The 20,331-nt window shown below is 74.0% G+C and carries 12 protein-coding genes; 3 read left to right on the forward strand and 9 right to left on the reverse strand.

Going from position 1 to position 20,331, the window contains the following annotated elements; all coding sequences use genetic code 11:
* Positions 1–5: 5 nt before the first annotated feature.
* From ABZY20_RS10430 to ABZY20_RS10440, 3 genes are all read right to left on the reverse strand, one after another.
* Positions 6–1,940 carry an HEXXH motif domain-containing protein gene (locus tag ABZY20_RS10430; protein WP_356439444.1) on the reverse strand — a complete coding sequence of 645 codons (1,935 nt, stop codon included), beginning with the start codon at positions 1,938–1,940 and terminating at the stop codon, positions 6–8.
* 36 nt (positions 1,941–1,976) lie between these two features.
* Positions 1,977–2,156 (reverse strand): hypothetical protein, encoded by a 180-nt coding sequence (locus ABZY20_RS10435; protein WP_356439446.1) that lies wholly within the window; start codon positions 2,154–2,156, stop codon positions 1,977–1,979.
* A 101-nt stretch (positions 2,157–2,257) separates the two neighbouring features.
* Positions 2,258–3,853 (reverse strand): hypothetical protein, encoded by a 1,596-nt coding sequence (locus tag ABZY20_RS10440; protein WP_356439448.1) that lies wholly within the window; start codon positions 3,851–3,853, stop codon positions 2,258–2,260.
* A gap of 332 nt (positions 3,854–4,185) precedes the next feature.
* Here ABZY20_RS10440 and ABZY20_RS10445 point away from each other — a divergent pair, with 332 nt between their 5' ends.
* The 3 genes from ABZY20_RS10445 (at position 4,186) to ABZY20_RS10455 (ending at position 7,174) form a co-directional block, all read left to right on the forward strand.
* Positions 4,186–5,538, forward strand: a complete 1,353-nt coding sequence (locus ABZY20_RS10445; protein ID WP_356439451.1) for a hemolysin family protein — start codon at positions 4,186–4,188, stop codon at positions 5,536–5,538.
* On the forward strand, positions 5,535–6,557 hold the full coding sequence (locus tag ABZY20_RS10450) for a hemolysin family protein (protein ID WP_356439454.1): 1,023 nt from the start codon (positions 5,535–5,537) through the stop codon (positions 6,555–6,557). The genes ABZY20_RS10445 and ABZY20_RS10450 overlap by 4 nt, the downstream gene beginning before the upstream one ends.
* 389 nt (positions 6,558–6,946) lie before the next feature.
* Entirely contained in the window at positions 6,947–7,174 is a 228-nt protein-coding gene (locus ABZY20_RS10455; protein WP_356439457.1) for a hypothetical protein, read from the forward strand.
* Between the two features lie 340 nt (positions 7,175–7,514).
* On the opposite strand, the gene ABZY20_RS10460 is transcribed toward ABZY20_RS10455, so the two are convergent.
* The 6 genes from ABZY20_RS10460 to ABZY20_RS10485 all read right to left on the reverse strand — a co-directional run bounded on the left by ABZY20_RS10460 (position 7,515) and on the right by ABZY20_RS10485 (position 20,331).
* Positions 7,515–7,847 (reverse strand): DUF3140 domain-containing protein, encoded by a 333-nt coding sequence (locus tag ABZY20_RS10460; protein ID WP_356439460.1) that lies wholly within the window; start codon positions 7,845–7,847, stop codon positions 7,515–7,517.
* A 6-nt stretch (positions 7,848–7,853) separates the two neighbouring features.
* Positions 7,854–8,084: a DUF2945 domain-containing protein gene (locus ABZY20_RS10465; protein ID WP_356439463.1), complete on the reverse strand. Its 231-nt coding sequence runs from the start codon at positions 8,082–8,084 to the stop codon at positions 7,854–7,856.
* Between the two features lie 92 nt (positions 8,085–8,176).
* Positions 8,177–9,238 (reverse strand): N-acetylmuramoyl-L-alanine amidase, encoded by a 1,062-nt coding sequence (locus tag ABZY20_RS10470; RefSeq protein WP_356439466.1) that lies wholly within the window; start codon positions 9,236–9,238, stop codon positions 8,177–8,179.
* 388 nt (positions 9,239–9,626) lie between these two features.
* A complete protein-coding gene (locus tag ABZY20_RS10475) occupies positions 9,627–10,142 on the reverse strand; it encodes a pyridoxamine 5'-phosphate oxidase family protein (protein ID WP_356439468.1) in 516 nt (171 codons plus the stop codon).
* Positions 10,143–10,290: 148 nt separating this feature from the next.
* Positions 10,291–16,917, reverse strand: coding sequence for a thioester reductase domain-containing protein (locus ABZY20_RS10480; protein ID WP_356439470.1), 6,627 nt, complete (start codon positions 16,915–16,917; stop codon positions 10,291–10,293).
* Between the two features lie 63 nt (positions 16,918–16,980).
* Positions 16,981–20,331, reverse strand: a complete 3,351-nt coding sequence (locus tag ABZY20_RS10485) for a type I polyketide synthase (protein ID WP_356439473.1) — start codon at positions 20,329–20,331, stop codon at positions 16,981–16,983.

Raw genomic sequence — 20,331 nt, forward strand, 5'->3', positions numbered from 1 at the left:
GCGCGTCAGGGCGCGATCAGGGTGCGGCCCAGCCAGTCGGCGACGGCCACGGGGTCCGGTGCGGTGCCGCTCCCGGCGCTGACGGCCCCGTACACCTGGCGCACCAGTTCCGGGTACCGGGTCAGGACCCGCGCGGCCTCCTCGTGGCCGGGGCGTCCCCGCAGTGCGCGTGCCAGGCCCGCCCACAGTGTCCCGGGTCCGGGAGCGGCGCCGCCCTCGGCTCTGATCTCCGCGACGTACAAGCGTTCCGCCGCGGGCAGATCTCCTTCGAGCAGGTGGAGATCCGCCGGCCGGGCGCCGAGGACAAGGTGGCCGACACTGGTCGCTGTCCGCAGGCGGGCGGCGGTGGTCCGGTCCAGTCGCATCCGCGTCAGGACCGCCCGGGCGTCCAGGTGCCGTGCGGCCGGGTCGGGCAGCAGCCGGGGCTCCGGACAACGCCACGCCGCCTCCCTGTCCGGGGGTCCCATGCCCCATCTGCGCGCGAGGTCGGCGACGAGGCCGGGGTCGGGGGCGAGGTGGTGGGAGCGCCAGCTCAGCCAGTGGTCCTCGACCGCCGCCCGCGCCGCTTCCAGGCAGTCGGGGCGGATCGATTCGTCCTGCCAGTCCGCCACGGTCTCCAGCAGCCGGCCGACCATTCTGCGGCCGAGTGCGGTGAGTCTGGCGTCGTGCAGCAGGGTGGGCAGGACGCGCAGCAGCTGGCCGCGGCGCAGCGCGTACTCGAACGCCGCCAGGGCCTGCTCCTCCGGTGCCCATCCGTTGAGCATGTGGCCGCGCCAGAAACGGGCCACGCCGGTGAAGGCGTAGACACCGTGCAGCATGCCGCGCAGCGGGCGCGGGTCGTCGCGCCAGGGCGCGTAGAACCGGTGTGTCACGTCCGGTGTGTGCAGCGAGTACATGTGCAGCAGGGCGCTGAGCTTGCTGTGCTGTGCCTCGTGCGTGAGGACGGCGGCGAACTGGGCCGCCGCGGCGGGTTCGGCCCCACTGGGCTCCGAGGCCGCCATTCCCCCCATCCCGTCCTCCATGGTGGCGCTGTGCCAGCGGAAGGGACGGGCGGCCGGGAGCGGCTCGATGGAGCGCAGACAGGCGCTCACGTCCTCCGCCCCGCCGGGGTCGACGTGCTTCAGCAGTGACCAGGCGCTGTGCAGCAGCTCGGTCCAGCGGCGGATCGAGTCGTCCGACACCGCGTCGGCGGGGGCGCCGTTCGCGCCGGTCCGCATGCGGTAGTGCTCCAGCTCGTGCAGCGCGACGGCCCGGGGGCCGTCCGGCAGGTCCAGGGTCAGCGTGCGGGGGACCTGCCAGCCGGGGGTCGGCTTCCTGAGCGGGTGCTCGACCCGTACCGGATCGTGACCGTGTCCCGGCGCGCCCGACAGGGCGATGGTCATGGTGTCCCCGGCGAAGGCCACGTCGGCGGACTGCCATGGCGCGAGGTCCCCGTGCAGCGTCGCGCATCCGAGCGTGGGGAGCCACACCCGGCCGTTCCGGGCGGGGACCCGCAGCTCGAAGGGCAGACCGGCCCGTACCGCCGCCGCGGCCGCCAGCAGGTGCAGATGGCCCACGTCCACCCATACGGGCGGCTCGCCCGCGCCGTGTGTCCGGCCGGGCGCCTGTAATCGCTGCAGGCAGTGGCGCAGCCAGCGTCCGGTCTCCGGAAGGAGGAGTATCTCGTCGGTGACCGCGCCGCTGTGGCGTTCGGCTTCGACGAGGAGGTTCCAGGCCTCTTCGGTGCCGGACAGGGGCCCGAGGACGTCGGGACGGCGGCCCGCGGTGGCGGTCAGGAGACCGAGGAGGACGAGGCGGTGACTGCGCTCCGAGTCCCACAGGTGGGCGATGACCGCGCTGCCGCCTCCTCCGCCGGCCAGGGTGTCAAAGTGCCGCGGGGGAAGCCCATGCCGGGGGAGTCCTTCTGCCGGTCGTCCCGAAGTGCCGAAGGAGCCACTCACCGATGGGCCTCCGTGATCGCGGACCGGGCCTCGACATCACAGGTCCGCACTGCTCTTGGGGTCGCCGGCGAAGACGGACGGGTTTCCGAACTCCTGCAGCAGCCGGCACTCCATGCTCTGCCATTCGTGCCAGTCCCGGTATGCGCGCACGTCCTCCAGCGTGAGCTGAGAGAGATCGAGCAGCTCCGACTCTATGACGGACTTCGCGTGATCCATGCTCTGCGGCCCTCCCCGTCCCGGGCCGCGCGGCCCGACCCTGCGCTTTCATGATGTCCCAGCGGCGCATGACCGGAAACCCCGAGCCGCGTAATCCGGCCTCACGGGCCGCCGTTGACCTGTTCCCGCGCGAACTCCGGCATGTGGCGCAGAACTTCGAACAGGGCGTCGCGTTCGCGGGTCCCGGGGTCCACGGACGAGACGGCCTCCCACAGGGCTGCCAGGCCGCCGTGGAAGGTGATGCAGGTGTCGACCAGACCGAGCAGTTCGACTCGCAGCACGGCCGCCCTCGGGATGCTCGTCGCCAGCCGTCGCGGCAGTTGCCGCAGGACGGCCTCCCGCGAGGCGGGGTCGGTCATCGCCGGGAGTTCCTCCAGGGCTTCCACCAGCGCCTTGCGCTGGGCCGGCCCCGAGGCCCCGCTGCGGGCCGGGCCGGTCGCGGGCGGCTGCGGCCGGGGCGGGTGGGCCGGCCGGCGCGCCGGGGTGGCGGCGGCCCCCGACGGCCCGGGTGCCGGTTCGGGCCGGGCCCGTGGCACCGCGGGGGCGGCGGCGGCGCCGGACCGGAGGAGGGCCTCCCCCGCGTGCGCGGCCAGGAGCTGGTACCAGTCCCGGACGTCGGGTGGGAGCACGGAGAAGGTGGTGAAGGCCACGGCGCCCGCGACGAGGGACAGCAGCAGCTGGTCCTGCCACGGCTCGCGCCACTGGCCCATCACGTCGGCGGCGGTGTCCCTGACGCTGTCGACCCGCCGCACCGCCTCCGCCGGGAGCAGGGCGACCTGGTCCCGGTGCGGGTCGACGACGTAGTCCAGCAGCGCCTGCCGCTGCTGCGTGCGCGGCTCCGGGACCAGGGGGGACAGCGCCGACAGCAGCAGCATGGCGACGTCCCGGCTCAGCGCGCCGTCGGCGCGGAAGCCGCCCAGGTCGATCAGCCGGTACGCCTGCTCGCGTGGGACACCGTGCCGCAGCGGGACGATGACGTTGTCCGGATGGAGGTCCCCGTGCGTCAGCCCCGTCAGGGCCGACAGGTCCCGGTCCGGGATGTCCGGGTGCCCGCCGGCGATCATCAGGTAGGGGTTGGGGAGCCGCCGCCCGGCCGCTTCGAACCACGGTCGCGCGGTGCCGGCCAGGCCCGCCCGCTCGCGCCACGGGACCAGGGAGGCCTCGGTGACCCCCGCGACCTCCAGCTCCCGGCTCAGGAACGCCGAACTGGCCATGCGCACAGGAGTGTGCGGGCCCGGGTTCCACTCGCTCACGGTGCCCCGTGCCACGGCTGCGGCTGTCCGTGCGAACTCCTCGCCCCGCAGGGCCCCGAGTGTCACGGCACTGCGCAGGCCCTCTCCGGCGATCGCCTGGAACATCAGGGCACCGCCGGTCCGCAACGGGTAGGGCGCGAAGGCCTGCTCGACGAGGTGGTCGGCGGCGAAGGAGCCGGGCGACAGGCGCAGGGCCCGCGCGTGCCGGCCCGGTTCGGTGCGGTGCGGGCCTTCCGGGAGGACTTTGAGGACGACCACGCGGGGCGGCGGCGCGGTCTCCAGCGCGACCAGCACGGCGCCGGTGTATCCCGTTCCGGACGGTAACCACGACGGCAGGAGCAGCCGGACCGACTGGCCGTTGAGGTCGGCCCAGTCGAGCAGGGCGTGGGCGACGTCCGGGCCCAGCCGTTCGAGCAACTCGGCGCCTTCGGGGACCGCAGCCACGTACTCCTCCTGGAACCGCCCCTCGCGCCCCGGTCCGCCGCGCGGCCGGCCGGCTGGTGCGGATCAGTCTTCCACGCGCGGTGCGCCCCGGCCAGAGGCCCGTCGCCGGGGCTGTGGCCGTGACCGGGAGCACGGGTGGTGTGACCCGCGCATCATCATCTACACGGTCGTAGAATCCGGGAACACCGGCGCGACGGTGAGCGTTGTGCCGGGTGAGACCGACACATGAGGAGCGCCTTCTTGTCCGCCAGACCGACGGACCCCCCGGGACACAGTCCCGGACCACTCCGCCACGAGTTCAGTGATCACGGCACCCGGCGGGGTGGTGTTCGATGAGTGCCGTCCAGGCCCTGTCGGGCCTGCTCGCCGTGTTCGTGCTGACCGCCGGCACCGGCTATTTCGTCGCCCAGGAGTTCGCCTACGTCTCCGCCGACCGGCTCGCCCTCGCGCGGGACGCCGAGGCCGGGGACCGCCGGGCGGCGCGCGCCCTGCGGGTGCTGGAGCGGCTGTCGTTCATGCTGTCGGGCGCGCAGCTCGGCATCACGGTCACCGGGCTGGTCGTCGGCTTCATCGCCGAGCCGTCCGTGTCCGCGCTGCTGCGGCCCGCCCTGTCGGGGCTGGGGCTGCCGGACCCCGCCGTGAGCGGTGTCTCCGTGGTGCTCGCGTTCGTGCTGGCCACGGTCGTGCAGATGGTGCTGGGCGAGCTGGCTCCCAAGAACCTCGCCATCGCCGTGCCCGAGCGGCTGGCGAAGGCGCTGGCCCCGTCCACGCTGGCGTATCTGAAGGTCGTCGGCCCGGTCGTACGGGTGTTCGACGGTGCGGCGAACCGGCTGCTGCGCAGGGTGGGCATCGAGCCGGTCGAGGAGCTGCACCACGGCGCCACGCTGGAGGAGCTGGGCCATCTGATCGGCGAGTCGCACGAGCAGGGCGCGCTGCCCAAGGACACCGCCGCGCTGCTGGACCACGCGCTGGAGTTCTCCGAGCGCACCCTGGACGAGGTGATGGTGCCGCGCGCCGACGCCGTGTTCGTCCGCAAGGACGCCGCCGCCGGGGAGGCGGTCGACCTCATCGCCCGGCACGGCCACTCCAACTACCCGGTCCTCGGCGACCACCCCGACGACATCGCCGGGGTGCTGGGCGTGCGCGAGCTGATGGCGCTGCCCGCCGGCCGTCTCGCCGGGGTGAGCGCCGGTGCCGTGGCCCGGCGGCCGCTGCTGCTGCCGGACACCCTCGCGCTGCCCGACGCGGTGGCGCGGATGCGGGAGCTCGACGACGAGTTCGCGGTCGTCCTCGACGAGCACGGCGGCGTGGCGGGCATCGTCACCTACGAGGACATCGCCGAGGAACTGGTCGGTGACATCGCCGACGAGTCCGACAAGGTCACCCTGCTCGCCGTCGCGGACGGCGACGGCTGGCTGGTGGACGCCGGCCGCAGGGTGGACGAGGTGGCCGAGGCCACCGGTGTCCGGCTGCCGGAGGGCGAGGACTACGACACCGTGGCGGGCCTGGTCGTGGACCGGCTCGGCCGCTTCCCGACGGTCGGCGACCGGGTCACGGTCGAGCTGCCCGAGGGCGGTCGCGTGGTGATCGACGTACGCACGCTGGACCGGCACGTCGCCGACCGCGTGCGGATCCGTCCGCTGCGGGACAGCGAGGAAGCCGCAGAAGCGGAGGAGTCGGCGTGAGCTTCCCGACGGCAATCTTCGTGACCGTGCTGCTGCTGGCCGGCAGCGGCTTCTTCGTGGCGGCCGAGTTCGCGCTGGTGGCCGCCAAGCGGCACCGCATGGAGAAGGCGGCGGCCGAGGGGCGGCGCGGCGCCGGGGCGGCCCTGGCCGGCATGCGCGAGCTGTCGCTGATGCTGGCCGGTGCCCAGCTCGGCATCACCGTGTGCACGCTGGGCCTGGGCTCGGTGTCCAAGCCGGCGATCTCCCACGAGCTGGACCCGCTGCTGCGCACGCTGGGCCTGCCGAGTGCCGTGAGCTACGGCGTGGCGTTCGCCGTGGCCATGGTCGTGGTGGTGTTCCTGCACATGGTGGTCGGCGAGATGGCCCCCAAGTCGTGGGCGATCGCCCACCCCGAGCGCTCGGCGATGCTGCTCTCCCCGCCCTTCCGGGCCGTGGTGAAGGCCGTGCGCCCGCTGATCCGGCTGCTCAACCGGGTGAGCAACGCCCTGGTACGGCTGTGCCGGGTGGTGCCGCGTGACGAGCTGGCCCCGGTGCACGACCGGGAGCAGCTGACGCACCTGGTGGAGGAGTCCGAGCGGCTGGGCCTGATCAGCGCGGCCGACTCGCAGCTGCTGACCCGCTCGCTGACCGAGCCAGAGACGCCCGTGGCGGCGCTGCGGATCCCCGCCGCCGAGATCACCTGGGTCGAGGGCGGCGCGGACGTCGACGCCCTGCTGCGCACCGCCGCCGCCCACGACCGCACCCGGCTGCTCGTCCGGGACGAGGGCGTGGTCCTCGGCTCGGTGCACGCCCGTGACGCCCTGGTCGCCCGGGCCCGGGGGCGGGCGACGACCGCGCGGGAGCTGGCCCGGCCGGTGCCCGAGCTGACGGACGCCACCACGGTCGCCGACGCGATCGAGGTGCTGCGCCGCCGCCGGTCCTCGCTCGCCGTGGTCCGTGACACCGCCGGGCGGCTGACCGGTCTGGTGACCCTGGACGACCTGCTGGCCCGGCTGATGCAGCCGGCCGCGACGGCCTGACGGGGGCCGGGCCCGAACCTCCCGCACATCTGCACACCCCGCCCCGGGCGGCGGCGGGCCGTCCGGCCCGCCGCCGTTTCGCTCCGCCCGTATGGGAACTTGGCGGCGAAGTGCCCGCTTCCGGATTCGGGGCGCAACATTCCTGAGGACGAGAGAATGGCGGGCTGTGTGAAGGAGTACGCGTATTCGGTGACCTCGCGGTCATAGCGATGAAGACGGATCGGGAAATGCGCCCGGGCGGGCCCGGCGGGGAGTTGGCTCTCTTCCGCGGGGAGTGCTTTGATCCTGCGCACGGCGGAGCCGCCGGGCCGGAATCCCGGTTCCCGGATTCCGGCGATGACCCGGGCTCACCGCCATTGCGAGACATTCACGCGAAGGGAAACATCCCCATGAACCTCACCCCTCAGGTCGACACCGCCGAGCTGTCCGACGGTGACCTGGAGAACCTCGCCGGCGGCAACGCGGGCGTCGACGCCTCCGCCGGCCTCGTGGGCGGCCTCTCGGCCGGCCTGGTCGGCCCTGTGACCACCGAGGTCTGCGCCGGCCTGCAGGCCACCCTGTCGCCGGAGGGCGGCGCCGCGGGCGGGCACGCGAGCGTTCACACGACCTCCCTCTGAACGACGCCGCGCGAAGGGCCCCGGAACACCATTCCGGGGCCCTTCGCCTTGTCCGTGACCGCGATGACGGGGAAATGCGCGAAACACGTGACGGAATGATGAACGCGACAAGGGGAGTAACACGGCGGAAGGGCATGACGCAGACAGGTACGGGCCCGCGCGGGCCCCGGAAGAATGCCGCTGTGAACCGATAGGACCGATGCCGTGCATACCGACGCGACCCGAACCGGAGAACTGCCCGTCTACGAGAGCCTCGTCCGCGAACGCGGTGACGTCGTTCAGGAGGCGCGAGCGGTGTCCGAGGAGACGCGGCAGCAACTGACGCAGGCGCTGAACGGCGTCACGCCAGCGGGTCGTGGCCCCAGTTCATGAGCGAGTGGCGCCACCGGGTGTCGCGCACGTCGCCCGAGGGCCGCTGGGCCAGGTGGCGGCGGACGTAGCCGACGACCTTGCGCATGTGCCCGTAGTCGTCGTCTGTGAGGTCGGACCTCCTGGTCCGCAGCAGCTCCACGATCCGCCGGCCGGAGGCGTGCCCGGTGGACTCGCCCCCGTCCGTGTGCCGGCCGGCGCTCCGGGACTCCTCGGAGGCGAGCCACTTCTCCAGTGCGGCCGGTGACATGTTCACCAGCTCACGGAAGTCGCTCCAGGTCTCCTCGCGCTCCTCGCCGGCCACGCCGGCTCACTTCTTCTTCTTGAGCGCGGACGGCTTGTGCACCGCCGTCCTGCCGGACTTGTCGCTGCGCACCTCGTACTGCGGGTCGTCCGGTGAGGCGTCGACCGTGCGGCCCGCCGCCTCGGTGCGTTCGGTGATCTCCCGCTCGACCTTGCCCTCGGCGGTGCTGCCGTGGCTGCTCCAGGCGACCTTGTCGCCCTTCCTGGGTTTCCCGCCCTCGCTGCGGCGCTTCGCCATGCCGGTGCTCCCTCACGCAGAAGTGTGCTGTTCCTCCAGCGTGCGGGCTCGGCCGCCGCGGCGCAGCTCGGCGCCGTCACCCGGGCGGGCGCTCAGGCCTCCTTCCAGACCAGCACGGTCAGCACGGCGTTCACGACGGTGACCGGGACGGCGGCCTGGTTCAGCAGCCGTACCCGCATTCTGCGCCCGGACGGCAGCCGCTTCGTGATGGGCAACACGGCGAAGGAGTCGCCCCCCGTGCCGATGATCTCGTGGATCGGGTGGTCCATATGGTGTTCGTCGCCCTGGTACTCCGACATGCGGGCCTGGACGACCGCTCCCGCCGGCAGGCCGTCCAGCTGGAGGCTGACGGTGCCGCTGAACCGGGCCGGGCCCCGGGCGAAGACGCTGCCTCCGGTGGCGTGGTCGCGGGTCTCGTCGGTCCACTCCGTCGTGAACTCGATCGAGTCCCAGGCGCCGGGCGCGAGTTGGTACCGCTTGCCGATGCCGAGGTTCACGTACTGGGGCATGGGGTCCTCTCCTTCCCACAGGCCCGCCGGGAGGGCCAGGGCCGCGGCGACGTCACGACGGAAGTCGGCCATGTCGAACCCGCGCGGGTCGACCTTCCAGTCGCTCCATTCCAGGTGGCCGATCGCGCTCTTGTGGCTCCAGCCGTGGGCGCGGCAGATCGCCGCGGTGGCCTTGACCATGGCGGTGTACTGGGCGGGCGGCCACGGGTCCTTGCCGTCGCCGCGGTTCTCGCACTCCCAGCCGTAGTAGCGGGCGTTGCCGTCGACCGCGCCCGCCGAGCCGTCGTGCTCCCGGGTCGGGGGCGGGTACGCGCCGTACGACTCGCCGATGACGGCGTTGAGTACGTCGCGGTCACCGCCGCCGGCGTGGTTGGCCCTGCCGTTGCCGGTCAGGTGGACGACGCCGTCCTTGGTGATGCAGCCGGTGGCGAGCGGGCCGGGCAGGGTGCCGTGGCCGTCGTAGATGAGCCGGACGACGTCCGTGCCGGGTCCGGTGACGGTGTGATGGATCATCACCCCGTTGACCGGGCCCCAAGCCCCTTTGTGGTTGCGGTTGTTGGTGCGCCAGCCACCGACCTCGTGAACGGCGCAGCCCTCGGCGCGCAACGCGGCGACGAGCCGGCTGGCGGTGAGTGGTGTGGCCATGCGTCGGGTCCTCCGTTTCGGCGCGCCCGTGCCGGTGTGAAGGCGGTGCGATCGCAACTGCCGGAGCGTGCCTGGCGGATCTCTTCGCCCGAAAAGGACCCGTGAAACCCGCCCGGCTCCCATCATTGTTCCGCCGCTCCGGCCGTCGCTCACCTCGCCGGACGCCGCGGCCGTGAAATCGGCGCAATCACACCGCTGTTGGCGTCGGCCGAGGTGCGCGAGGGTGAGGGCCCGCGCACAAGTTCGGGGCCGTGAAAGCAGCTTCGGACGGTCCCGAGCGGCGCGCGGAGACGGTCGGCCGGCAGCGGGTTTCCGCGCGCCGGCGGGAGGAGTTCAGGGCTGACCCGTGCGGGGTGTGACCGTGCGACGGCGCGGCCGGCTCCGGGTGTCAGCGCGTGGCACCGTCGGGGGCTCCGCCGGGCCGGCCGGGTGACCAGATGCGGCTGCTCAGGTCCGCGCCGCGCACGACCTGGACGCGCCAGGGGTCGATGCGCAGCAGCTGGTAGGCGGGGCTGTCGGGACCGGCGCTCCAGTAGAGGTGCGGGTCGTAGCCGACGCCCGGGGGGCTGTTGCGGTGGTACAGGTCCCAGGCGCGCAGTCTGGTGTCCCGGTCGTGCACCCAGGCGGAGACGCTGTCGACGAACACCGCGTCCTGGCAGGGGTGCCAGTAGGCGTACGTGGTGTGCGGGTTGTTCGCCAGGTGGGCGGCCTTGACCGGGGTGCGGAAGACCGCCAGCCACCCGACGGGGCGCTGGTCGACGGTCTCCCAGACCGGCTGGACGATCCGGGCCCGGGGGCGGCCCTGGCGGTCGACGGTGACCATCGTGCAGTAGACGGTCCGCTGGACGTACTCGACGAAGGCGGCCTCGATCTCGGAGAACGAACGCACCTGTGCGGCGCCCATGCTGATACCTCACATTCGCGGACGGGGAAGGGGAGGGGAAGGGAAGGGAGGGAGGGAGGGTGAGGAGACGGGACAGGCCGCCCGGCTGCTCGGGGGGAGCAGCCGGGCGGCCGGCCTTCGGGTGTCGGTCGTCGGCGGACCGCACACCTCACGGGGCGGGCGGGAAGTGTCCTTCCTGGACGAAGAACTCCACGTACCGGGCGAAGAGTTCGCGGGTGAGCGGCGGGCAGGCGATGTCCGTCCCGGTCAGCGCCGCCTCGGTCTCGGTGGTGTCGAGGGGCGGGTAGAAGCCGTCGGTGTCGGACGTCATCATCTCGAAGGCGTGCAGCAGCGGCAGCAGGGCGTTGTCCCGGTCGGCGCGCACCGCCGCGCTCCACCGCTCCCGGTCCGTCTCGTCGAGCCGGTAGCCGAGGTCGCGCAGGTACGACACGCAGTCGGCGAGGCTCAGCGAGCTCCGGTTGAACAGGTGGAAGGTGCCGCCGGCCGGCTCGCGCAGCGAGATGCCGACGACGGCGGCGCTGACGTAGTCGACGGGCAGCAGGTGGAAGCGGCCCTCGACGCCGGCCGGCGCGGCCTGCGCCTGGAGGAGGCCCTTGAGGCTGAGCCAGACGAAGTCCCTCGTCTGGCACGCCCCGTTGCGGGTGTCTCCGGAGATGACGTCGACGCGGTGCACGGACACCGGCAGGCCCCGGTCCCGGGCGATGCCCACGAGCTGTTCGGCGACCCACTTGGACTGGAGGTAGCCGCTGGGCAGGGCCTCGGCGGGGCCGGTCGGGTCGGTCACCTTCAGGGGGACTCCGGGGGTGACCGGGCCGTTGAAGACGCCGACGGTGGAGACGTAGTGCACCGGGACGGTGCGGTGCCGGGCCGCCAGGCGCAGGATCTCGCGCGTGCCGTGCACGTTGGCCGCGCGCAGCGCCTCGTAGGGGTGGAGCCAGTGCACGGTGGCGCCCGCGTGGTAGACGGCGTCCATGGTGCGGGCGAGGGCGTCGAACTCGTCCTCGCCCAGGCCGAGTCGCTCCTCGGCCAGGTCCCCGGAGCGGACCCGCAGCCTGCTCTCGTCGATGTCGTCCCAGACGCGGTACCAGGTCAGGCTGGAGCGCAGCCGCTCGTACGCCGCCGCGTCGTCGGCGCCGCGCACCAGGCAGTGCACCCGGGCGGTCGTGGTGCGCATCAGCTCGCGCACCAGGAAGGCGCCGAGGAATCCGCTCGCGCCGGTGACCAGGACGTCGGACGGGTCGGTGACGGTGCGGACGACCCGGTCGGCGGGGCGGATGTCCGCGGGCAGGTCGAGGTCGGCGGCGTAGTCGGGGGCGGTGGGCGCCGCGGACGGCTCGGCCGTGTCCCGGGACGCCAGGAGCGCGGTGCGCAGGTGCGCGGCCAGGTCCCGGGGGGTCGGATGGTCGAAGACCAGGGTGGCCGGCAGGCTCAGGCCGGTGACGGCGGCGAGCCGGTTGCGCAGTTCGACCGAGGTGAGGGAGTCGAGGCCGCTGCTCTGCAGGGGGCGTTCGGGGTCGGGGGTGCCGGTGCGGCCGAGGACCCGGGCGATCTCGGCGGACACGGCGTCGAGGACGAGGGCGTGCTGCTCGGCCTCGTCGAGTCCGGCGAGCCGGTCGGCGAGCGCGGGCCCGGCGTCGGCCGTGCCCCGCGCCGCGGCCCGGGCCGGTACGCGCACCAGGGACCTCAGCAGCGCCGGCACCTGCGGCCCGCGGCGCAGCACCGGGAGGTCGAGCGGGGTGGCCACGAGGTACGGGCGGCCGGTGTCCAGGGCCAGGTCGAACAGGGCCGTGCCGAGGTCCTGGGGGACCGTGCGGAAGCCGCTGCGGGCGATCCGCTTGAGGTCCGTCTCGGTGAGGCCGCCCGTCAGCCCGGTCGCCTGCTCCCACAGGCCCCAGGCCAGCGACGTGGCGGGCAGCCCCGACGCGGCGCGGTGCTGGGCGAGCGCGTCCAGGTGGGCGTTGGCCGCGGCGTAGGTGGACTGGCCGGGGCCGCCGACGGCGGCGGCCACGGACGAGAAGAGCACGAACGCCGTCAGCTCACGGTCCCGGGTCAGCTCGTGCAGGTTCCAGGCGGCGTCGGCCTTGGGCCGCAGCACGGCGTCGAGCCGCTGCGGCGTCTGGGCGCCGATGACACCGTCGTCGAGGACGCCCGCGGTGTGGACGACGCCGCGCAGCGGGTGCGCGTCCGGCACGGAGGCGAGGACGCGCGCGAGGGCGCCGCGGTCGGCGACGTCGCAGGCGGCCACCGTCACGGACGCGCCCAGCGCCTGCAGTTCTGTGCACAGTTCGGCGGCGCCCGGGGCGTCGGGGCCGCGCCTGCTGACCAGCAGCAGGTGGCGGACGCCGTGCTCCGTGACCAGGTGGCGTGCGAAGTGCGCGCCGAGCGATCCCGTACCGCCGGTGATCAGGACGGTGCCGTCGGGGTCCCAGACCGTGCGGGGGCCGTCGGCCGGGGGCTGCGGCAGCGGGGTGCGCAGCAGGCGCGGTACGTGGAACCGGGGGGCGCTGCCGGAGCCGGTCCCGCGGATCGCGGCCTGGGGCTCTTGGGAGGCGACCACGGCGGACAGGGCGTCCGCGCCGGGATCGCCGTCCGCGTCGACCAGGACGATCCGCCCCGGCGCCTCCGACTGCGCCGAGCGCAGCAGGCCCCAGGCGGCCGCGGCGGCGGGGTCGGTGACGTCCTCGTCGCCGGTGACGGCCACGGCCCCCCGGGTCACGACGACCAGCGGCGTCGTGGCCAGGGCCTCCTCGGCGAGCCAGTGCCGCGCCCAGGACAGAGCCCGGCCCACGGTGTCCCGTACGGCGTCCTCGGCCGACCGCCCGGAGGGGGTGGTCAGGTCCAGGCGTGCGGCCCCGGCCGGCGGGGCGGCGGTCACGGCGGCGGTGTCGGGGTGGGTGGTGGAGTCGAGGGTGAGCCAGTCCAGGGGCGCGCCGGGCAGGGGCCGGCTGATCCACTCCACGTGGTGGAGCGCGTCCCGGTGCCGGGAGCGGGCGGAGCGCAGCGCCTCGGTACGGACGGGGCCGACGGTCACGGCGTCGGCCACCGCGACGGTCTGTCCGGCCGGGTCGGTGAGGCGCAGCGCGTAGGTGTCGTCGGCGCCGGGGAGCGGGGTGAGGTGCACGCGCAGGGTGTCCGCGCCGACGGCGTGCAGACGCAGCCCGCGCCAGCCGGTCGCGGTGCGCGCGGCGGACGGCGGTCCGGCGGCGTACAGCGGCTGCAGGGCCGCCTCCAGCAGGGCCGGGTGGAGGCCGAACTCCTCGGCGCCCGGGGCGGAGTCGGGGGGCAGGGTCACCTCGGCGAACAGGTCACCGGCGCGGCGCCACCTCCGGGTGAGACCCCGGTACGCGGGGCCGTAGTGCACTCCGGCGGTGGCGAAGTGCGCGTACAGCTCGTCCGGGGCGTCCGCGGTGTCCGGGGCGTCGGCGGCGTCCAGGGCCTCCACGGTGTCCGCGGTGTCCGCGGTGTCCGCGGCGTCCGGGGATGCGGAGTGGTCGTCGTCGACGCCGGTGAGCGGCTCGGCGGCGGCCGGTGGCCAGGGTGCGGCCGGGTCGGTGTCCGCGGGTGGGACCAGCGGGGTGTCGCTCAGCAGACCGTGCGCGTGGCGCGTCCAGGACGCGTCGGGGTCGTCGGGCCGGGCGTGGACGGTGAGGACGCGCCGGCCGGCGGTGTCCGGTTCGCCGACGCGGACCTGGAGGTGCAGGGCTCCCTCGCGGGGCAGCACCAGCGGCGCGTCGACGACGAGTTCGTCCACGGCCGTGCAGCCCGTCTCGTCCCCGGCCCGGACGGCCAGTTCGGCGAGGACCGCGCTGGGCACGACGGTCTCCCCGTCGACGGTGTGGGCGGCGAGGAACGGGTTCGTGCGGGCGGACAGGCGGGCGGTGAAGAGCGCCTCGTCGCGGTCGCCGGGGAACAGCGCGGCGCCGAGGAGCGGGTGGTCGGCGCTGTCGAGGCCGAACCCGCCGGCGTCACGCCGTCCGGCCGCGAGCGCGTCGGCCCAGTACCGCTGGTGCCGGAAGGCGTAGGTGGGCAGCGGGACCCGGCGGGCCCCGGAGCCGGCGAAGAACGCCTCCCAGTCCACCGGCACGCCTCGGGCGTGCAGGGTGCCGAGGGCGTCGGTCAGCGCGGACGGCTCGGGCCGGCCGGAGCGCTGGAGGGCCTGGACGGTGAGGTCGTCCCGGTCCGCCAGGACGTTCTGGGCGAGGGCGGTGAGGACGCCGCCGGGGCCGACCTCCACGACGGTGCGCACGCCCTGGTCGTACAGGGTGGTGACGGCGTCGGCGTAACGGACCGCCTGCCGCACCTGGTTCACCCAGTAGTCCGCCGAACGCAGCTCCTCCCCCTCGGCCACCCGGCCCGTCACCGTCGACACCACCGCAAGGCGAGGCGCCCCGTACCGCACCTCCTTCGCCACCGAACGGAACTCCTCCACCATCGGATCCATCAACGGCGAATGAAACGCGTGCGACACCTCCAACCGCCGCCTGCGCCGACCCGGCAACCCGGCCAGCACCTCCCCCACCGCCTCCTCAGCACCCGAAACCACCACCGCATGCGGCCCGTTCACCGCCGCCACACCCACCGCATCACCACGATCACCGATCGCAGCCAGCACCTCCGACTCCGACGCCTCCACCGCCACCATCACACCCCCCGACGGCAACCCCTGCATCAACCCCGCACGCGCCGCCACCAACCGGCACGCCTCACCCAGACCCATCACCCCCGCCACATACGCCGCCACCAACTCCCCCACCGAATGACCCGCCACCACATCAGGCCGCACCCCCCACGACTCCACCAACCGGAACAACGCCACCTCGAACGCGAACAACGCCGGCTGCGTCCACCCCGTCTCCGACAACACCGACTCCCCCGCCCCGAACATCACCTCCCTCAACGACCCACCCACCAACGGATCCAGCACCCCGCACACCTCGTCCAACGCCCCCGCGAACACCGGAAACGCCCCATACAACTCCCGCCCCATACCAACCCGCTGAGCCCCCTGACCCGAAAACACCACCGCAAGACCACCGGGACGGGCAGGTGCTTCGATGCTCGTGGGGTTTTCGGCGAGCTGCCGCAGGGCGTCGGAGAGTTCGTCGCGGTCGGCGCCGGTCAGGACGGCACGGCGGTCGTGCAGGGTGCGGGCGGTGGCGAGGGAGTAGCCGAGGTCGGCGGCGGACTGCTCGGGGTGGGCGGCGACGTGCGCGTGCAGGCGCCGGGCCTGGGCCCGCAGGGCGTCCTCGTCCGGTGCGGAGAGCAGCCAGGGCACGGCCGGGAGCGTCCGGGTCTGCTCCGGGGCGGTGGTGTCGTCCGCTTGCGGGGCCTCCTCCAGGATGACGTGGGCGTTGGTGCCGCTCACGCCGAAGGCCGAGACGGCGGCGCGGCGCGGGGCCGACGCCCGGGCGGGCCACGCGCGTGCCTCGGTGAGCAGTTCGACCGCGCCGGAGCTCCAGTCGACCATGGGGGTGGGCCGGTCGACGTGCAGGGTGCGGGGCAGCGTGCCGTGCCGCATGGCCTGCACCATCTTGATCACGCCGCCGACGCCCGCCGCGGCGACGGTGTGCCCGATGTTGGACTTCAGCGAGCCCAGCCACAGGGGCCGTTCACGGTCCTGGCCGTACGTCGCCAGCAGCGCCTGCGCCTCGATCGGGTCGCCGAGCCGCGTGCCCGTGCCGTGTGCCTCGACGGCGTCGACGTCGGCGGGCGTGAGGCGGGCGTTCCGCAGCGCCTGGCGGATGACGCGTTCCTGCGACGGGCCGTTGGGCGCCGTCAGGCCGTTGGAGGCACCGTCCTGGTTCACGGCGCTGCCCCGTACGACGGCCAGCACCCGGTGCCCGTTGCGCACCGCGTCCGACAGACGCTCCACCACCAGCAGGCCCACGCCCTCCGACCAGGAGGTGCCGTCGGCGGCGGCGGCGAACGACTTGATGCGCCCGTCGGGGGCGAGGCCGCCCTGGCGGGAGAAGTCGACGAATCCACCGGGGGTCGCGGTGATCGTCGCGCCGCCGGCGAGGGCGAGGGTGGACTCCCCCCGGCGGACGGACTCCACCGCGAGATGGAGGGCGACCAGGGAGGACGAGCAGGCGGTGTCGATGGAGACGGCCGGGCCCTCGAGGCCGAAGGTGTAGGCGATGCGCCCGGAGGCCACGCTGCTGAGCTTGCCGGTCATGAGGTGGCCCTCCAGCTCGGCGGGCCCTTCGAGTCCGAGGTAGCTCTGCTCGATCACGCCGGCGAACACGGCGGTCCGGCTGCCGCGCAGCGTGGCGGGGTCGATCCCGGCGTCCTCGAACGCCTCCCACGCGGTCTCCAGCAGAACGCGCTGCTGGGGGTCCATCGCCCGGGCCTCGCGGGGCGAGATGCCGAAGAAGTCGGCGTCGAACAGGGCCGCTCCGTCGAGGAACCCGCCCTCCCGGGTGTACGACGTGCCCGGCTGGTCGCGGTCGGCGCTGTACAGCGCGTCGAGGTCCCAGCCGCGGTCGGTGGGGAAGGGGCTGATGGCGTCCCGGCCCTCGGCGGCCAGGCGCCACAGGTCGTCCGGTGACGCGACGCCGCCCGGGAAGCGGCACGCCATGCCCACGATGGCGACGGGTTCGGTGGCGGCCGACTCGAGCGTCTCGATCCGCTCGCGCGCCTTCTGCAGGTCGGCGGTGACCCACTTCAGGTAGTCGACGAGCTTCTGTTCCTTGGTCTGGGCCGGGGACTGGCTCTGGGCCGGGGACTGGCTCTGGGCCGGGGCCTGCTGCTGCGCGCGGGACATGTCAGCGGACATGCGGAATCAGTCTCTCCTCGGTACCGGAAGGGTGGTGGTGCGGGCGTCGGGGCGCGCGGGGCGTCAGTCCGCGGCCCGGCCGAGCTGGGTGTCGATGAAGTCGAAGATCTCGTCCGCGGACGCGTCCATGAGCTGCGCCGTGCCGGCGTCGGAGGCGGGCGGGAACGCGACTCCGGCCGGTCCCGCGAGACGGTCGGCCAGGGTCCGCAGCCGCGCGGACAGCGCCAGGCGGGTCTCGTCGGGGTGCGAGCCGTCCGCCGTCAGGGCGGCCACGGACGCCTCCAGCCGGTCGAGTTCCTCGGCCGCGGAACCTGGCGGGGCGGGGGCGTCCGCGGGGCGGGACGCGGCGGCCTGTGTCAGGACGTAGGCCGCGAGCGCGGCGGGTGTCGGGTGGTCGAAGACGACGGTGGCGGGCAGGGAGAGCCCGGTCTCGGCGCCCAGCCGGTTGCGCAGTTCGACGCCGGTGAGGGAGTCGAAGCCGACCTCCTGGAAGGGGCGGTGGGGCGAGACGGCCGAGGTGTCGGGGTGCTTGAGCACCCTCGCGACCAGTTCCGTGACGAGGGTCAGCAGGTACTGCTCGCGCTGCGCCTCGCTCAGCGGTGCGAGCCGCTCGGCCAGCGGCACGGTCCGCGGGGTCTCCTCCACCGGCGCGGGCGTCGCCCTCGGGGCGGAGCCGGGGGCGTGGTGGCCGGCCGCGTCGCGGCCTTCGGCCGGGAGTTCCTCGAGCCAGTACCGCTGGTGCCGGAAGGGGTAGGTGGGCAGCGGGACCCGGCGGGCCCCGGAGCCGGCGAAGAACGCCTCCCAGTCCACCGGCACCCCTCGGGCGTGCAGGGTGCCGAGCGCTTCGACGAGGGTCTCCGGCTCGGGGCGCCCCGCACGGGTGGCGACGGTGGCGGTCAGTGCGTCGGGGTCGCGGACCGCCTGGGTGGCGAGGGCGGCGAGGACGCCGCCGGGGCCGACTTCGAGGAGGGTGGTGACGCCCTCGGACTCCAGGGTGGTGACGGCGTCGGCGTAACGGACGGCCTGGCGGACCTGGTTCGCCCAGTAGTCCGCCGAACGCAGCTCCTCCCCCTCGGCCACCCGGCCCGTCACCGTCGACACCACCGCAAGGCGAGGCGCCCCGTACCGGACCTCCTTCGCCACCGAACGGAACTCCTCCACCATCGGATCCATCAACGGCGAATGAAACGCGTGCGACACCTCCAACCGCCGCCTGCGCCGACCCGGCAACCCGGCCAGCACCTCCCCCACCGCCTCCTCAGCACCCGAAACCACCACCGCATGCGGCCCGTTCACCGCCGCCACACCCACCGCATCACCACGATCACCGATCGCAGCCAGCACCTCCGACTCCGACGCCTCCACCGCCACCATCACACCCCCCGACGGCAACCCCTGCATCAACCCCGCACGCGCCGCCACCAACCGGCACGCCTCACCCAGACCCATCACCCCCGCCACATACGCCGCCACCAACTCCCCCACCGAATGACCCGCCACCACATCAGGCCGCACCCCCCACGACTCCACCAACCGGAACAACGCCACCTCGAACGCGAACAACGCCGGCTGCGTCCACCCCGTCTCCGACAACACCGACTCCCCCGCCCCGAACATCACCTCCCTCAACGACCCACCCACCAACGGATCCAGCACCCCGCACACCTCGTCCAACGCCCCCGCGAACACCGGAAACGCCCCATACAACTCCCGCCCCATACCAACCCGCTGAGCCCCCTGACCCGAGAACACCACCGCCAGACGACCGGTGGAGGGGCTGACCGGGGTCGGGTGGCGGAGGCCGTCGAGGAGTGCGGCGGTCCCGGCGCCCACGACGGCGGCGCGGTGCGGCAGGGCGGCGCGGGTGGTGGCCAGGGAGTAGGCGATGTCCAGCGGGCCGGGGGCGCCGGGGGCGGAGGCGAAGGCGTGGAGCCGTTCGGCCTGGGCGGTGAGCGCCTCGGGGGTGCGCGCGGACAGGAGCCACGGCAGGACGGGCAGAGGGCGCCCGCCGGTGGTCTCGGCGGGAGGAGCCGCCGGGGCCTCTTCGAGGATCACGTGTGCGTTGGTGCCGCCGAATCCGAAGGAGGAGACACCCGCGCGGCGCGGCGCGTCCTCCCGCGCCGGCCACTCCCGCGCCTCGGTCAGCAACTCGACCGACCCGGCCTCCCACTCCACGAACGGCGACGGCTCGTCCACGTGCAACGTCCGCGGCAGCACACCGTTCCGCATCGCCTCCACCATCTTGATCACACCGCCCACACCGGCAGCCGCCTGCGCATGCCCGATGTTCGACTTCAGCGACCCCAGCAACAACGGCCGTTCACGGCCCTGGCCGTACGTCGCGAGCAGCGCCTGCGCCTCGATCGGGTCGCCCAGCCGCGTGCCCGTACCGTGCGCCTCCACCGCGTCCACCTCCGCAGGGGACAGACCGGCCGAGGCGAGCGCCTGGCGGATGACCCGCTCCTGCGACGGGCCGTTCGGTGCCGTCAGACCGTTCGAGGCACCGTCCTGGTTGACGGCACTGCCCCGTACGACGGCCAGCACCCGGTGCCCGTTGCGCACCGCGTCCGACAGCCGCTCGACGACGAGGACACCGACCCCTTCCGACCAGGCCACACCGTCGGCGGACGCGGCGAAGGACTTGCACCGGCCGTCGGGCGACAGGCCGCGCAGGCGGGAGAACTCCAGGAAGGCCACCGGTGTCGACATCACCGTGACCCCGCCGGCGAGGGCGAGCGAGCACTCGCCGTTGCGCAGCGCGTTCACCGCGAGGTGCAGGGCGACCAGCGAGGACGAGCAGGCCGTGTCGACGGACACGGCCGGGCCCTCGAAGCCGTAGGTGTAGGAGAGCCGGCCGACGGCGACGCTGCCGGCGCTGCCGCTGTAGAGGTAGCCCTCGAAGTCCTCGGGCGGCAGGTGCGGGCGTGAGCCGTAGTCGTTGTACATCTGGCCGGCGAACACGCCGGTGTCCGAGCCGCGCAGGGCGGTGGCATCGATGCCGGCGTGCTCGAAGGCCTCCCAGGCCGTCTCCAGCAGCAGCCGCTGCTGCGGGTCGATGGCCATGGCCTCGCGCGGCGACATCCCGAAGAAGGCCGGGTCGAACTGGTCGGCGTCGTGGAGGAATCCGCCTTCGCGGGCGTACGAGGTGCCCGTGCGGTCGGGGTCCGGGTCGTAGAGGCCGTCCAGGTCCCAGCCGCGGTTGCCGGGGAACTCGCTGATGGCGTCGCCGCCCTCGGAGACCAGGCGCCACAGGTCGTCGGGCGAGGACACACCGCCCGGGTAGCGGCAGGCCATGCCCACGATCGCGATGGGTTCGCGCCGCCGGTCCTCGAGGTCGCGCAGCTGCCGGCGTGCCTCACGGGCATCGGCGACGGCCTTCTTGAGGTAGTCGCGGAGTTTGTCCTCGCCCGCCAT

Source organism: Streptomyces sp. NPDC006624 (assembly GCF_040611555.1).
Taxonomy (GTDB): Bacteria; Actinomycetota; Actinomycetes; order Streptomycetales; family Streptomycetaceae; genus Streptomyces.